The sequence below is a fragment of the Massilia alkalitolerans DSM 17462 genome (assembly GCF_000427785.1).
GTDB lineage: Bacteria > Pseudomonadota > Gammaproteobacteria > Burkholderiales > Burkholderiaceae_D > Telluria > Telluria alkalitolerans.
The window spans coordinates 69921-85670 of sequence record NZ_ATYR01000028.1; the positions used below are offsets into that span (position 1 = coordinate 69921).

Genomic DNA, 15750 nt, shown 5'->3' on the forward strand with positions numbered 1-15750 from the left:
CTTGTTTAAGGTTCGATCAGGCCGTGCTTCACGGCCAGCAGGGTGATGTTGGCCTGGCGGTGCACGCCCAGCTTTTCCTTGATCGACTGGCTGATGTTGCTGATGGTCTTGGTCGACAGGTCGAGCTTCTCGGCGATCTCCGCATTGGTCAGGCCTTCGGCCATCAGCTTGAAGATCTCCAGCCCGCGCTCGTCGAGCTGCGACTGGGGCGTCACGTCGCCGCGCACCGCCATGCTGGCCAGGCGCGAGGCGATCTGCGGCAGGAAGTACAGCTTGCCGTCGTGCGCGTGGCGCACCGCGGTTACCAGGTCGGACGGATCGCAATCCTTGGTGACGAAGGCATGCGCGCCCATGCGGTAGGTTTCCTTGATCAGGCTGTCCTGGTCAAACTGGCTCAGGAAGATGATCTTGGCGCGCGGGTCGTCCTTCAGGATGCTCTGCGCGGCATCGAGGCCGGTGAGCTCGGTCCCGAAGCGCATGTCGAGGATGACGACGTCGGGCTGCTGCGACGCATACAGCGCCACCGCCTCGCTCGGGGTCTTGGCCTGCCCCACCACCTGCATGCCGGCTGCCTCCAGCGACATGGCAAAGCCGGTCATGACGATCGGGTGGTCGTCCGCAAGCATCACGCGGATCGGTTTTTTCTGTTCGGACACCATTTCACTCCTGTTGATCACCCGCCTGTTGGCGCACGCAATATGACACTTACATATGCTTACCAATCTGTGGCAGGACTGTGTACCAAGGAACGGAAAGCATGCGGGGAATACAAGGATTATTTCATACAACGGGCCGCGACGCGAGACCCCAGCCATTCCCCGCTTTTCATCCAAGAAGACTTACAACCGGAAGCAAAATTACCAAGAAATAGCTTTACATACTACCAAGCCCTAGCATATATTTATTCCATCAGCTGTCAGATGCATATCTTTCCTTAAGCAAAAAGTTTTGCGATGCAATCGCAGAACCCAACAAGAAGAGGAGGTCGCCATGCACTTCACGCAACTCAACGATGGAACCGGCGGCAAGGCCGGCAAATTCGCAGTCGTCGCCGGCCTGCACGTGCTGGTAGGCATGGGCCTGATCAATGTGATGAACTCCAAGAGCATCACCCTGCCGAAGCTGATCGAAGACGCCACGGTCTGGATCCAGCCCCAGACGCTCCCTCCCCCGCCGCCGGAGCCGCCGCAGCCCGTCGTGAAGGCCGTCAAGCCGCCGATCGTGGTGCCGAAGGTGGAAGTCGAGGTGCCGCCGCCCCCGGTCGAGGAACCGATCCAGGCCACCACCGAACCTGACCCGCTTGTCGAACCTGCGCAGCCCGTCGCCAACGACGTCCCGCCCACCCCGGCGGCCAAGCCTGGCAGCACGCCGGGCCAGATGGGCAGCGCCGTGCTGGCCAATGCCGAGGGCTGCGCCAAGCCGGACTACCCGATCAACGCGGCGCGCAACGGCGACACCGGCACCGTGACCCTGGCCCTGCTGGTCGGCGCCGACGGCCGGGTGCAGGATGCGCGGGTCCAGAGAACCAGCGGGCACCGCGAGCTGGACCGCGCCGCGCTGAATGCTCTGAGCCTGTGCCAGTTCAAGCCCGCCATGAACAATGGCGTCGCCCAGCCCGGATGGGGACAGATCGCCTACGTCTGGACGCTCGAGTAAAGCCTTTCCGTTTCCCTTCTTTGCCCGCTTCTTATCGCGGGCTTTTTTTCGCCTTATCCCTAGGGTGAAACAGCATCACAAGAATAACGAGGAGATAGAAGCACCATGCTGACCGCTGACATACCGACTGCGCCGCCGCGCGCCCCTGCCAGGAGGACGCTGGCCTTGCTGGCGGCCGGCCTGCTCGCCGTTGCCATACTGGCCATCCTGGCCTGGACCGCCAGCCGCCCTGCTGCCCCACCTGCACCACCTGCCCAGGTCGCGCGACCGGCACTCGACCGGATGATGCGCCACGTGTCGGTGCTGGCGGCACAGCCGCGCCCGATCGCCACCGCCGCCAATGCGCGGGCGCGCGACTACATCGTCGAGCAGCTGCGCGCCATCGGCCTGGAGCCGCAGGTGCAGAGCACCACCGTGCAGAAGTCGACCGTCCGCTTCTGGGGCGGCACCGACGTGACGCTCGGCGTGGTGCACAACATCGTGGTGCGCCTGCCGGGCAGCGCGCCGGACCGGATGCGCCGTCCGGCGCTGCTGCTGGCGGCGCACTACGACAGCGGCAACGCCACGCTCGGCGCGGCGCGCGGGGCGGCCCAGGTGGCGGCCATGATCGAGACCGCGCGGGCGCTGCACCTCGGTCCGGCGCATCCCAACGCGCACCTGAACGACATCGTCCTGCTGTTCCTGGATGGCGAAGAAGTCGGCGCGCTCGGCGCCAAAGGCTTCGCCGAACAGCATCCGCTGGCGCGCGAGGTGGGCCTGAGCCTGAAGTTCGACGCTACCGGCAGCGCCGGGCCGCTGTCGCTGTATGCGGCGACGAATGCGGGCAGCGGCGCGCTGGGCGGCTGGGCGCAGGCGGTGCCCGGTGTGGGCGGCTCGTCGCTGATGGCGCGCTTCTACAGGCTGCTGCCGGACACGCCGCGCATGGGGCCCCTGGCCACCATCGACGCTCCCGCCCTGCTGTTCGTGAACACCGGCCTCCCCTTCGACCGCGGGCGCACGCTCGATGCCGTTGAGCGCCTCGATCCGGCCCTGCTGGGCCACCTGGGCGACAGCATGCTGCGCCTGGCCAGGCACTTCGGCGCGCAGACGCTGGCGCGCGGCAGCTACGGCCCCCATGCCTGGTTCAGCTTGCCGCTGCTCGGCAGCGTCCAGCATTCGGCCATCCTGTGCTGGGGCCTGGCGGCGCTGTCCTGCCTGATGCTGGCGCGTGCCTACCGCCGGGCGACACTTGATACCGACACCACGGTGGCGCCGCTGGTCCAGGGCTTCTTCGGCGTGGCGCTGATCCTGCTGGCGGCGCGCATGCTGCTGTGGGAGCGGCGCCACGAGCTTGGTGCGCTGGCGCAGTCGCAGGAAGCGGGGCCGGCCGTGGTCTTCCTGGTGTCCGGCGCCTGCCTGTTCGTCGGCGCGCTCTACCTGTTGCGCAGGCTGGTCGGCGCGCTGTCCGTGTTCCTGGGCGCGATGGCCTGGCTGGCGCTGGCGCTGCTGCTCATCCTCTCGTGGGCGCCGGAGGCCGCATGGCTGCTGGCCTGGCCGCTGGCGGCGGCGCTGGCCGCCTTCACTGCGCTGGAGGCGCCGCGGCCCTTCCTGTTGCGCGTCCTGATCCTGGCCGCCGGCCTGCTTCCCGCGCCGCTGCTCATCCTGCCGGCGCTGCGCACGACGTGGACAGAGCTCGGCCCGCAGGGACTGTACGTGCTGGCGGTGCTGATCGCCGCCGCGCTGCTGTGCTTCGCCAGCCTGTTCCTGCTGCTGCCGCTCGGGCGCGTGGTCGGCGTCGGCGTCGCGGCGGCATTCGCGGCCTGCGTCGCGCTGCCGGGCCAGGCCTCGGGGCCGGCGCTGCAAGGACCAATACAAGAACAGCCGCTGGTGGCGCCGAACCGCCTGGTCTACTTCAAGGACATGAACAGCTGGCGCGCCTACTGGCTGCTGCCCCCCGAGCCACTCGACGCCTGGTCGAAGCAGCTGTTCCCGAAACTGGACAAGCCGAGTATCTACGTCGACGTGTTCGGCTGGCACAGCCCGCGCCAGTGGTTCGCGATCGCGCCGCGCGAAGACCGCATCGCCTTCCCGGAAACCTACATGCTGCGCAACCCGCGCCTGGCCCCGCCCAGTTCGAATCCGCCGCTGCGCCGGGTGGAATTCACGCTGCGCTCGAAGAACCGCGCCCCGCACATCCAGATGTGGGTGGCCGGCACCAAGCCGCGGCGGTCCACCCTCAACGGCCGCGTGCTGACATCAGGCGAGAGCGCGTGGTCGCTGTCGCTGTACGGGATGGAGGACCAGCTGCTTCGCTTTACCATCGACGCACCGAACGACGACCCGTTGGCGGTGATGATCGAGGAGCGCATGCCGGGATTGCCGGAACACCTGCTGCCGCCCGGCGCCCCGCCGCGCATGCCGGGAACGGGCATGACGGTCTCGGCGGATGTGTTGCGGTTCTACTGAACAGTTGGCATACAATGTTCGACGCACACCGTGCACACCCCGATTAACCAAGCAGCAGGAAGCCATGCACAAGATCGTCTCCTCCGTTGTCCTCACCGCCCTCGCAAGCAGCCTGGCGCTGGCCTACCCGGCCCATGCAGCCTCGCCCAAGGCGCCGCAGTCCGCACAGGCTGCCACCGTCAAGGAAGCGCCCCTGCGCGCGCACCTCGCTTTCCTGTCGTCCGACGCCGTCGAAGGCCGCGGCACCGGCCAGCGCGGCGGCGAACTGACCGTCACCTATCTCGAAACCCAGAGCGCCGCGATCGGCCTGCAGCCGGCCAACAAGGGCAGCTTCCGCCTCGGCCTGCAGCCGGCCAACAAGGGCAGCTTCCGCCAGCCGGTGAAGATCGCCGGCGTGCGCTCGCTGCCGCAGAAGAGCAATATCGGCCTGTTTGCCGGCGGCCAGCCGCTGCCGGCGCAGTTCGGCGCCGACTGGGTCTGGGGTCCGGGCGATGCCAAAGCCGACCACACGCTGGACGCGGACATGGTCTTCGTGGGCTACGGCATCAACGCGCCGGAAGAAGGCTGGGACGACTTCAAGGGCCAGGACTTCAAAGGCAAGGTGCTGGTGATGATGGTGAACGATCCGAAGCCGACCGCCGCCGAACCGAAGCGCTTCAACGGCGAGGGCCTGACCTACTACGGCCGCTGGACCTATAAACTGGAAGAAGCGGCGCGCCAGGGCGCGGCCGGCGTCCTGCTGATCCACACCGACGCCTCGGCCTCGTACGGCTGGAGCGTGGTGCAGAACAGCTGGGCCAATGCCGAGCGCTTCCAGCTGGCCGAGGGCAAGCTGGGCACCGGCCTGCAAGGCTGGATGACCGACGCCACCGCGCGCAAGCTGTTCGCGGCCGCCGGCCAGGACCTCGACAAGCTGCGCGCCGCTGCCGAAGACAAGAACTTCAAGCCGGTGGCGCTGAACGCCCGCGTGAAGGGCGAGGCGCGCGCCGAGGTGCGCACCCTGAACGAATTCAACGTGGCCGGCATCGTGCCGGGTACCGATCCGAAGCTGAAGGACGAGCTGGTGGTCTACAGCGCGCACTGGGACCACATGGGCAAGCAGGGCACCGAGGGTGACACCATCTTCAACGGCGCCGTCGACAATGCCTCCGGCACCGCCGCCCTGCTGGCGATGGCGCAGGAAGCCGTGCGCAACCCGGCCAAGCGCAGCCAGATGTTCCTGTGGGTGGCGGCCGAAGAACAGGGCCTGCTGGGCAGCGCGGCCTATGCCGCCGCGCCGCTGTGGCCGATCGAGAAGACGGTGGCCAACCTGAACCTGGACAGCCTGAACTTCGTGGGACTGGTCAAGGACGTCAGCACTCCGGGCAGCGAGCGCACCGACCTGGGCGCGATGGCGGCCGCCACCGCCAAGAGCATGGGCATGACGATCGCCCCGAGCAGGCCCGACCTGGGCGGCGGCTACTTCCGCAGCGACCACTTCAGCTTCGCCAAGGCCGGCGTGCCGGCGTTCTCGGTGGGCGCGGGCAGCAGCTGGGTGAAGGACGTGGAAGCGAGCAACGCCAAGCGCAAGGCCTACGGCGCCCGCTACCACCAGGCCAACGACGAATACGATCCGACCTGGGACCTGTCGGGCATGGTGCAGCAGGCGCAGTTCACGCTGAACCTGGGACGCATGGTGGCGGATTCGCCGAAGGCGCCGCAGTGGAAAGAGGGCGATCCGTTCGATAAGGCCCGTACCGCGGCCAAGTAATCTGGCTGTGCGGCTTCGGATGTGAAATTGGGTTCCCGCCTGCGCGGGAACGACGTGCTGAGAGTACTACATACAGATGAGCCGTCATCCCGGCGGAGGCCGGGATCCAAGTTCCTAAGCGCTGCCGCTACGCCGGCAGCATCGACCCCGTCTCGCGGTAGCGCACATGCCACGAGAACGCCTTCTCCAGCACGTGCGGCGTCTGGCCCCCTCCCCGGTTCGCCTCTTCCACATACTCGCGCAGCATCCCCTTGTACGGCTCGGCCACGCAGTTGTCGATGATGCGTTGCGCCCGTTCGCGCGGCGCCAGGCCGCGCAGGTCGGCCAGGCCGACTTCGGTGACGACGATGTCCACGTCGTGCTCGTTGTGGTCGACGTGCGAGACCATCGGCACGATGCTCGAGATCTTGCCGCCCTTGGCCACCGACTTGGTGGCGAATACCGACAGATAGGCGTTGCGCGCGAAGTCGCCCGAGCCGCCGATCCCGTTCATCATGTGCGTGCCCGACACGTGGGTCGAGTTGACGTTGCCGTAGATGTCGAATTCCAGCGCCGTATTGATGGCGATGATGCCCAGGCGCCGCACGACTTCGGGATGGTTGCTTACCTCTTGCGGGCGCAGCACCAGGCGGTCCTTGTAGCGTTCGATGTTGCCGAACACTTCGCGGGCCTTGGCTTCCGACACCGTGATCGAGGAGCCCGAGGCGAAATCCAGCTTGCCGGAATCGAACAGCTCGAAGGTCGAATCCTGCAGCACTTCCGAATACATGGTCAGGTGCTTGAACGGGCCCTCGTTCAGGCCCGACACCACCGCATTGGCGATGGTGCCGATGCCGGCCTGGATCGGCATCAGGCTTTCGGTCAGGCGGCCCTGGGCGATCTCTGCACCGAAGAAGTCGATCAGGTGGCCGGCGATGGCGGCGGTTTCGGCGTCCGGCGGCAGGATCGTCGAGGCGCTGTCGTGCTTCTCGGTGAAGACGATGGCGACGATCTTCTCCGGCGGGATCTCGATGGCGGTGGTGCCGATGCGGTCGCTCACGCTGGTCAAGGGCATTGGCTCGCGGCTGGGGCGGCGCTTGGGGATGAAGATGTCGTGCAGGCCTTCCAGCGCCGGCGACACGCTCATGTTGATCTCGACGATCACCTTCTCGGCCAGGATCGCGAAGCTGGCGCTGTTGCCGACCGAGGTCGTGGGGATGATGCCGCCGGTCTCGGTGATGGCCACCGCTTCGATGACGGCCACGTCGACCGGCGCGATCTGGCGCGTGCGCAGCAATTCCACGGTCTCGGACAGGTGCTGGTCCGTGAACATCACCTCGCCGCTGTTGATCGCCGCGCGCAGCGCCGGGTCGGTCTGGAAAGGCATGCGGCGCGCCAGTGCGCCGGACTCGGTCAGCTGCCGGTCGGTGTCGCCGCCGAGCGAGGCGCCGGTGATCAGGGTGATCTTCAGGGGCTCCTGGCGGGCGCGCTCGGCCAGCGCCAGCGGCACCGCCTTGGCGTCGCCGGCGCGGGTGAAGCCGCTCATGCCGACGGTCATGCCGTCGCGGATCCAGGTGGCCGCCTGGGCGGCATTGGTGATGCGTTCGCGCAGCTGCGGCAGGCGGATGCGGTCGTGTAGAACGTGTTCGTCGTGGTGCATGTGGTCCTCGAAGGGGCTACGAAATTACATCAAATGGAAGTCGACCGCCTGCAGGGGCTGCGGGATGTCCTCGTCCTCCAGCGCGCTGCGCAGGTCGATCTCGATCGCGCGGCAGATGGCGTCCAGCGGCAGGTCGTTCGGCTCCATGCCGAAGGGCTCCTCGAGCTCGTCGCCGAGGGCATCCAGGCCGAAGAAGGTGTAGGCCACGATCGCCACCACCACCGGCGTCATGAATTCGAGCGTGTCGACCAGGCCGAAGGGCAGCAGGAAGCAGTACATGTACGCGGTGCGGTGCAGCAGCACCGAGTACGAGAAGGGAATCGGGGTATTCTTGATGCGCTCGCACGAGGCGGCGGCGGCCGTCATCGCACTCAAGGTCGCGTCGATGTTGGCGGCCAGGCAGGCCTCGATGCGGCCCTCCTTCACGCACTGGCCGAGGTCCTGGCCCATCTGACGCATCAGGTAATCCGGTTTGTTGGGCGCGCCCTGCATTCGTTCGAATTCGCCTGGCGCGAGGAAGCGGGCCAGGGACGGGTCGAGCGGACGGTGGCGCAGCAGGTCGCGCAGGGAGTCGCAGAAGGCGACGGCGCGCAGGACCATGCGTACCCGCACGTCCTGCAGGCCGTTGCGGGCCAGCGCCGGGCCCTCGCCGCCTATCAATCCCGTGCACTGGCGCGCCAGGTTGCGGCTGCGCAGCACCAGCTCGCCCCACAGCTTGCGCCCTTCCCAGAAGCGGTCGTAGGCCGAGTTGTTGCGAAAACCGAGGAAGATCGCGAGCGGCAGGCCGATCAGGGTGAACGGGATGGGGGTGATCGTGATCTTCAGGCCGCCGAGCACGCCGTGCGTCCAGGTGACCAGGATGGCGATCGCCACGTTGACCGCGAGCGTGGGCAGGATGCGTGGCAGGACCGAACCGCGCAGCAGCAGGAACAGCTTGAGGCCGGAAGGCCTGTCTCGGATAATCACGATCTTTGCCGCTTGAAAAAGGTGTCGGTATGCGCCGATATTCGCTAATATGTTCGCAAGTTAATCACTAATATGTTAGCCAGTCAAGCTCATCTTTTCGCAGAATGGAGTAGATAGTGTCCCGTCGTATCACCAACCGAGACCTGCCGCAGCAGCTGTTGAAAGCGCGCGATGCGCTGATGTCGCACTTCCGCCCGGTGCTGAACCACTTCGGCGTGACCGAGCAGCAGTGGCGCATCCTGCGCGCACTGGACGAGCACGAGCAGCTCGAGCCGCGCGAGCTGTGCGAGCTGTGCCAGATCCTGAGCCCGAGCATGGCCGGGGTGCTGGCGCGCATGGAAGAGACGGAGCTGGTGCAGCGCCGGCGCGTGGCGGCGGATGCGCGCCGGGTGATGGTGAGCCTGGCGCCGAAGGGCGACGCGCTGTTCGACGAGATCGCGCCGCTGATCGAGCGTCAGTACCGCTTGATGGAAAAGGCGTGGGGAAAGCGCGTGCTCGACGACCTGTCGGCCGCGCTGGCCGGCTTCATCGCGGCGCAGGCGACACCGGTGCCACTGGTGGAACTGCCGAAGGACGACAGGCCGGCGGACGAATGAAGCAGCACTTCAGGGATGAAATTTCATTTCGCTTTACGTCATAAATTGAAATTTTATTTCACCCCTGATGTGCCAGGGATGGTTACTGGATGACGCCGCAAGCGATCCTGCCGCCTCCGCCGCCGAGTGGCGCCGGGTGGTCGGCGTGGTTGTCGCCGCCCGCATGGACCATCAGGGCCTTGCCCTTGACGTCCGCCAGCTTCAGGCGCGGCGCCAGCACCGGGTTGGTGGCGTTGCCCTTCTCGTCCACCGTCAGGGCCGGCAGGTCGCCCAGGTGGCCGTCGCCCCAGGGCAGGCCGTGCTTGCCGGTCTTGGCCGGATCCAGGTGGCCGCCGGCGGCGCCCGCGGGCACCGTCTTGCCGTCCTTCTGGTTCGGGCCGCAGCTGCCGTTTTCATGCACGTGGAAGCCGTGCAGGCCGGCCGGCAGCTTGCTCAGCGCCGGCGTGAACACGAGGCCGTGCTTCGTTTCGCTGATGGTCACGGTGCCGACGTCGGCGCCCTCTCCTTTGTCGGTCGCCATCTTCATGGTGACTTTCATGTCGGCGGCGTTGGCAAGGGCACAGGTGGCGCCCAGCATGACGGCGCACATCCATCGAATGTTCATACAAACCTCCTTCGAGATCCGGTTGAGATAATAGAAAGCCAAGCAAGTGTATTCCATCCCCTTGGATGGGGGATGTTCCGGAGAACATCCCGACAGGCAGGCTTCCTACGCCGCGCCGCCCGCCTTGCGGCGGCGCGTCCAGCCGAGCAGCGCCAGGCCGGCGCCGACCAGGCCGAGCGGCGCTGGTTCCGGCACCCTGGCGACGTTCAGTGCCGCGACTTCCTGCCGGCTCAGGGCGTGGTCGTAGAGGTGGATGAAGTCGACCGAGCCGGTCGCGAACTCCCCCGAGCCATCGTCCTTGAAGAAGCTGAGCAGGCGCTGGCGGGGCGGCTTGCCCGGGTTGCGCGGATCGAGCTCGTCGGCCAGGTCGGTCTGGCCGCCCAGGCCGAGGCCGTCCTCGAAGCTCAGCATCGCTGCCCCGTCGTGGTAGAAGCTCACCAAGGAGTTGCTGTCGCGGGTGACGGTCAGGCGGATGTCCTGCTGCGGGGTGAAGCTGCTGCCGTTGGTGCAGTTGCCGCGATAAAAGCAGAACTTGTCGGTGGAGACGTACAGGCCGTGGTCCGGTGTCGCGAACTGGAAGTTCAGGATGCGCTGCCAGTTGGCCTTGTCGCTGCCGAGCCTGAATTCCATGTCGATCGTGTAGACCGAGCCAAGGGCGTATTGCAGCTGCAGTCCCTTGTTCGCGGTGAAGGCGTAAGCGCCCGGCCCTTTGTCGCCACCGAAGGCGAACAGGTCGGCCCCGCCCTTCGCGTCCTTCAGGTCGCCGTTCAGCTCGTACTGGTGGATCAGCCCGGCCTGGCTGGCGCCGGCGGCGCACAGCAGCGCCGCCGCGATCAGGGAATGCAGTTTCATCTCGTGTCGTCCTCTCGATTGGTGTGCGCAAATGATAAAAAATGAAACATTTGCGTTCTACCCCCATGAGGTGGGGGAATGTTCAGTAAGCAAGCTGAATCGAGAGGACGAACCGGATCAGGCCGTGCGGCGGCGGCTCCGTGCAATGCCGGCCAGGCCGAGGCCCAGGCCCATCAGCGCCAGCGAAGCTGGCTCCGGCACCTGCCCCACCGGCCCGACGGTGTCGCCGGCCAGCCGGATCGCATCGATCTCTTCCCAGGTCGAGGTGTGATTGGTGTCGACATGCACCTTCAGGCCGGCCACCAGAAAGGACGTGGTGTTCCAGGACACGCTGAAGTCGTAAGGAACATTGCCGGCGCTGGTGTCGATGCCTTCCCAGACCTTGTGAAGGTTGCCGAGCGTGTCGATCACATCGATCTGGTAGACGAAGCCGTTGCCCAAGGTTTCGCGGATGGTCGCGCCATTCGCGTACACGGCGGTGTCGAAGCCGACCGAGATCCATTCCAGGGCGCCGTTCGCGTCCCTCGTAGTCCAGGCAGTGACGATGTCGCCGTAGGAAAACGTATCTGGCGCGCCCAGCGCCTGGGCTGCGCTCCAGCTGGTCGAACTATATTCCGAGCTGAAGCCCACGACACTGCTGGCCCACTGCTCGATGGGCGCGGCGCTGGCGCTGCCGATGGACGCCGCAGCGATGGCGGCAGCAAAAACCGAGGTGATCAGGCGTTTGGCGGACATGGCTTACTCCCTTTAGGACGATGATTCCCAGAAAGAGCAACTAACATGCCAGTTTAAATTTCAACTGGATTTTCAGTACCTTAGACTCGCCCGCGTATTTACTGGGTTGTCGGATGTAAATAATCCCGACATGGCAGCGACGCTTACATGCGCGAGATCGCGGGACGCAGGATGGCCAGTAGGCCGGCTTCGGAGGTGCAGCCGAACTTCTCGTAGACCGCCTTCACGCAGTCGCGCAGCACGGCGTCGCTGACGTCCATGCGCGAGCGCGCCGCGTCGCGCCCTCCTCCCAGCCCCATCCAGAAGGCCACTTCCATCTGCTGCGGCGACAGCTCGACACTACCCAGCGCGCGCCAGATCCGCAGCGGCATGGGCACCACGAACTTCAGGAAGATGCCGACGGTGCGGCTGTGGATGGCGTCGTAGGAGCCGGCGCTCATCCACTGCGCGCGCGCTTCCAGCACGCCGCCGGCCAGCTCCAGCGTCCCGGCCGGCAGGCGCCAGGGATAGCGTTCGCCGTACACCACCGACTCCACCAGGCGCAGGCAGAACGGCGGCAGGCTGCGGCGGTCGAACACCTGCTGCTCCTGCGAGGCCAGCTGGCCGAGCAGCGCGCCGGCCGAGTCGCTCAGGAACAGGATGTCGCCATTGGTGGTGGCCAGCAGCATGGCCTCGTCCTCGATCACACCAAGCAGGCCGTTGCCGGCCGCGGCCGCCGCATTGCCATGATGCAGCGCGTAATCGAAATACTTGGCGACGCGTCCCAGGTCTTCCTCGTCGTCCGTGTCGAAGGCCGGGCCGTCGTCGCGCAGCAGGGTGAGCGTGCCGAGCGGGTTCGCCGCCGGGCCCAGGCGCACCTCGAGCACGTGGGCCGCGCGTGCGCGCGCCTCCGCCGGCGGCACGCCGAAGTGCACCGAATCGCCATAAAAATAGCCGTTGGGCGGCGGCAGCACGCCGAGCACGTTCGCCTCGTGCACGTCTTCCGGCGCCCGTTCGGCGTGCAGGAACAGCTGGGACGCGCTGTTGGGAATCAGCTCGCGCACCAGTTCCAGTGCATCGGGGATGAGGGTCATCAGGTGCAGCCCGCCGGAACACAGGATCCGCAGGCGCGCCCATTGGCGGCTGTTCTTTTTACGGGACACGGGCGTAGACAGATGTCGGGGAGTTAAGAATATTGCTGAGTTACAGCAACAATGTCAACACACAATCAGCTGACGCCCGCAATATCCGGTTCCTGTGCCACACCTGTCTGCGCCCTGTCGACCGGCGGCTGGCATTGCGGCAGCCGGGCCAGGATGTCCGCCAGCGCCCGGAACTCCACCGGCTTGACCAGGTGGTGCTCGAAGCCGGCCTGCTTCGACAGGTCGCGGTCGCGCGCCTGGCCGTAGCCGGTGAGCGCGATGAAGCTGGCCGTCGGATGGTCGCGGCGCAGGCGGCGCGCCAGCTCGTAGCCGGTCATGTCGGGCAGGCCGATGTCGAGGATGAAGGCGTGGGTGTCCGCGATGTCGGTGGACGCGAGCGTACGCAGGGCCCCGTCGAACACGTGCACGGTATGCCCCTGCTCGCGCAGCAGCACCGCCAGCGACTGGGCCGCGTCGACGTTGTCGTCGACGATGGTGAGCGTGCACGGCGCGACCGGCCGCGCAGCTGTCGCGGCGCGCAGCGGCGCCGGCGCCACGGAGGCTTCGGTTTCCTGGGTCAGGGGCAGCAGCACCGACACCGAAGACCCCAGGTTCGGCCCGTCGCTGTGCGCCTCCACCTGGCCGCCGTGCATCTGGACGATGGTCTTGACCAGCGCTAGGCCGATCCCGAGGCCGCCCTGCGAGCGGTCCGGCGTGCGCTCGGCCTGGGTGAACAGGTCGAACACGTGCGGCAGCAGCTTGGCGTCCATGCCGGCGCCGTTGTCGATGACGGTCATGCGCGCCTGTTCCGGACCGGCCTCCAGGCGCAAGGTGATCTTGCCGCCCTGCGGCGTGTACTTGGCGGCGTTGTTCAGGAGGTTCACCAGTACCTGCACCAGGCGCGTGCGGTCGCCCGCCACGACGACCTGCCGCATGGGCGCTTCCACCGTCAGCGCATGCTTGCGTTCCTCGATGTGCGGGCGCGCCTGCTCCACCGCGGCGCGCAGCAATCCGCTCAGTTCCAGCGTCTCGGTCTCGAGCTTGACCAGGCCGCGCGTAACCCTGGACACATCCAGCAGGTCGTCCACCAGCTCCGTCATGTGGCGCACCTGGCGCGAGATGATGCTGCTGGCCTTCAGGCGCAGGTTCTCGTCGACGCTGGGCATGCGCAGCAGCTGGGCCGCGTTGGTGATCGGCGCCAGCGGGTTGCGCAGCTCGTGCGCCAGCATGGCGAGGAACTCGTCCTTCATCTTGCTGTGGCGCTCGGCCTCGGCGCGCGCGGCGCGTTCGCTGGCCAGGATGCCTTCGCGCTCCCTGGCCGCGCGCTGCGCCAGGTCGTACAGGCGCGCATTGTCGATCGCCACCGCGGCCTGGGCTACGAAGCCGGCGATGAGCTGCTCGGTGCGCTCGTCGAACATCTTCGGCTGCGAGTGCCCGAAGAACAGGCCGCCCAGCACCTCGCCCGAGCGCGAGCTGACCGCGGCGGCCAGGTAGCTGCGCACCGGCAGGTGCCCTGTCGGCATGCCGTGGTGCGGCCCCATGCTGCCGTAGCGCGGGTCCTTGGTGATGTCGTCGCTGCGGATCGGCGGCCCGCCGTTGAAGGTGGGCGCGAACACCGCGGTCGGGCGTGGGTGGCCGAGGCCTTCGAAGGCTTCGCGCGACGCGCCGCAGAGCGTGTACAGCAGGTAGGCGTCGCCGTTGGCGTCCTTGCCGTTGTAGAAGAAGGCGCCGAATTCGGCGCCGGTCAGCTCGGTGGCGGCATCGGTGACGGACTGCAGCAGGGTGTCGATGTCGAGCGTGGAAGCCAGCACCTTGCCGGCGCGGTTGAGCAGCTCGAGCATGCGCGTCTCTTCCCGCAGCGCCTCCTCGGCGCGGATGCGGCGCAGCGCTTCCCAGGTGCGGCGCGCCAGGTCTTCGGCCAGGCTGCGCTCATCAATGGTCCAGCGGTAGGCATGGTCCTTGTAGAGGAAGCCGGCGCCGTGCAGGCGGTCGCCGTCCTTCAGCGGAATCACCACCACCGAATGGATGCCGAGCATCAGGCAGGGCTTGGCGACGGCCGCGCATTCCGGATCGGTCGAGACGTCGTTGATGCAGATGGTGGCGCCGCCGCGCAGCGCGTCGATCTGGTTCGGCGACAGCATGTCGATCGGCAGCGTACCCTGGGCCCCGCCGGTCTCGACGCCGTCCTTCCACTCTTCCTTGACGGTGAAGGTGCGCTTGCCCTCGTCGAGTTCGACGTAGGCGACGTTGGAGCCGGTGAAGTATTCGCTGGTGAGGCGGATGGTCGCCTTCAGCATCGGCGCGAACTCGGTCTCGCGGCGCAGGGTATCGGCCAGCTTGAGCTGGTAGGTCTGGCGGCGCTCGCCCAGCACGGCCCTGGTGGTCTCCACCAGGGTGGCCAGCACGCCGCCGATGCTGCCGTCGTCGCCGTAGACCGGGCTGTAGGAGTGGCTGAAGTAGCACCGCTCCGGATAGCCGTTGCGGTGCAGGGTCATCAGGAATTCGTCGTGGCCGAAAGTGGCGCCCTGGCGGACCTGTTCCCACAGCGGCTGGATGGTCGGCCAGGCTTCGGGCCAGGTGACGCGGGTGTCGTTGCCCAAGGCGCCGTCCAGCTTGCCGCCGAGGATGGGCATGTAGGCGTCGTTGAAGAACTGGACATAGCCATCGCCCCAGGCCAGGTAGGCCGGCATGTGCAGGTCGAGCACGGTGCGCACGGCGTGTTTCAGGCTCTGGGGCCAACTGCTGACGGGACCGACGGGGGTGGTCTCCCAGGGATGGGCGCGCATGCGGCGCTCCATTTCCGACATGGTCGTCGATGCGCTTGCAGCGTCGGAAGCCGCGTCAAAGGGCCAAGGCATGGTGCTCGCTGGGCAATGAATGTGGATGGGTTGCTAACTCAGCGGTGGATCATAGCAGTCATTACAGGGGATGGGCGTACGGATGAGTTAAATGGACAACATTGTGTCGTAATTGTGTCTGTGCGTTTGCGCCTTACCCTGGGTGGGTAAATTGGCGCTGGATGGGCTGGATTTGCCTGCTTGCGGTGGGGAGTCGATTTAGAATGGTTTTCCTGGTCAATGAAGGTTGGCCTCTTCAGCGAAAGGAATGGCAGCCTCTAAAACCAAGTGCAACACCCTTTGCTGTAAGGTGCTGCCATGCCGAAAAACTACACCCATCTGACGACACAGGAGCGGGCCGTCTTGATGACCATGCTGGACGACCAGTGCAGTATCCGAGCCATTGCTAAACGCCTTGGCCGTGCCCCTAGTTCGATCAGCCGCGAACTTCGCCGTGCGCCCGGTGTGGGTGCTTACGACGCCAACCTTGCCCATTTGCAGAGCGGCGCCCGTCGCATTGCACCGCGCCGCGTACCGAAGCTGCACACC

13 protein-coding genes are annotated in these 15750 nt (G+C 66.6%); 5 read left to right on the plus strand and 8 right to left on the minus strand.

Annotation, left to right across the window (positions count from 1 at the left end; all coding sequences use genetic code 11):
- Positions 1-5 precede the first annotated feature (5 nt).
- On the minus strand, positions 6-659 hold the full coding sequence (locus tag YWC_RS0121890; RefSeq protein ID WP_027867316.1) for a response regulator: 654 nt from the start codon (positions 657-659) through the stop codon (positions 6-8).
- A 331-nt stretch (positions 660-990) separates the two neighbouring features.
- Here YWC_RS0121890 and YWC_RS0121895 point away from each other — a divergent pair, with 331 nt between their 5' ends.
- The 3 genes from YWC_RS0121895 to YWC_RS0121905 all read left to right on the plus strand — a co-directional run bounded on the left by YWC_RS0121895 (position 991) and on the right by YWC_RS0121905 (position 5851).
- Positions 991-1656 carry an energy transducer TonB gene (locus YWC_RS0121895; RefSeq protein WP_027867317.1) on the plus strand — a complete coding sequence of 222 codons (666 nt, stop codon included), beginning with the start codon at positions 991-993 and terminating at the stop codon, positions 1654-1656.
- 105 nt (positions 1657-1761) lie between these two features.
- Positions 1762-4101 (plus strand): M28 family peptidase, encoded by a 2340-nt coding sequence (locus YWC_RS0121900; protein WP_084416524.1) that lies wholly within the window; start codon positions 1762-1764, stop codon positions 4099-4101.
- Between the two features lie 64 nt (positions 4102-4165).
- Positions 4166-5851 carry a M28 family peptidase gene (locus YWC_RS0121905; RefSeq protein ID WP_027867319.1) on the plus strand — a complete coding sequence of 562 codons (1686 nt, stop codon included), beginning with the start codon at positions 4166-4168 and terminating at the stop codon, positions 5849-5851.
- A gap of 127 nt (positions 5852-5978) precedes the next feature.
- On the opposite strand, the gene scpC is transcribed toward YWC_RS0121905, so the two are convergent.
- Complete coding sequence (scpC, locus tag YWC_RS0121910; RefSeq protein WP_027867320.1) at positions 5979-7490, minus strand: succinyl-CoA:acetate CoA-transferase ScpC; 1512 nt, start codon at positions 7488-7490, stop codon at positions 5979-5981.
- A 24-nt stretch (positions 7491-7514) separates the two neighbouring features.
- Positions 7515-8456 (minus strand): bestrophin family protein, encoded by a 942-nt coding sequence (locus tag YWC_RS0121915; RefSeq protein WP_027867321.1) that lies wholly within the window; start codon positions 8454-8456, stop codon positions 7515-7517.
- 116 nt (positions 8457-8572) lie between these two features.
- On the opposite strand from YWC_RS0121915, the gene hpaR reads away from it, so the two are divergent.
- A complete protein-coding gene (gene hpaR / locus YWC_RS0121920; RefSeq protein WP_027867322.1) occupies positions 8573-9052 on the plus strand; it encodes a homoprotocatechuate degradation operon regulator HpaR in 480 nt (159 codons plus the stop codon).
- 82 nt (positions 9053-9134) lie between these two features.
- Here the strand turns inward: hpaR and sodC are convergent, their stop codons facing one another.
- The 5 genes from sodC to YWC_RS30285 form a co-directional block, all read right to left on the minus strand.
- Positions 9135-9656, minus strand: a complete 522-nt coding sequence (gene sodC / locus YWC_RS0121925) for a superoxide dismutase family protein (protein ID WP_027867323.1) — start codon at positions 9654-9656, stop codon at positions 9135-9137.
- A 105-nt stretch (positions 9657-9761) separates the two neighbouring features.
- Complete coding sequence (locus YWC_RS0121930) at positions 9762-10508, minus strand: PEP-CTERM sorting domain-containing protein (RefSeq protein ID WP_027867324.1); 747 nt, start codon at positions 10506-10508, stop codon at positions 9762-9764.
- Between the two features lie 117 nt (positions 10509-10625).
- Positions 10626-11243 (minus strand): PEP-CTERM sorting domain-containing protein, encoded by a 618-nt coding sequence (locus YWC_RS0121935; RefSeq protein ID WP_027867325.1) that lies wholly within the window; start codon positions 11241-11243, stop codon positions 10626-10628.
- A 143-nt stretch (positions 11244-11386) separates the two neighbouring features.
- On the minus strand, positions 11387-12385 hold the full coding sequence (locus YWC_RS0121940) for a helix-turn-helix transcriptional regulator (RefSeq protein ID WP_027867326.1): 999 nt from the start codon (positions 12383-12385) through the stop codon (positions 11387-11389).
- A gap of 65 nt (positions 12386-12450) precedes the next feature.
- A complete protein-coding gene (locus YWC_RS30285; protein ID WP_084416525.1) occupies positions 12451-15222 on the minus strand; it encodes an ATP-binding protein in 2772 nt (923 codons plus the stop codon).
- 297 nt (positions 15223-15519) lie between these two features.
- Between YWC_RS30285 and YWC_RS32255 the strand changes: the two genes are divergently transcribed.
- The coding region (locus YWC_RS32255) for a helix-turn-helix domain-containing protein (protein ID WP_156923834.1) at positions 15520-15750 on the plus strand (231 nt) is incomplete at its 3' end.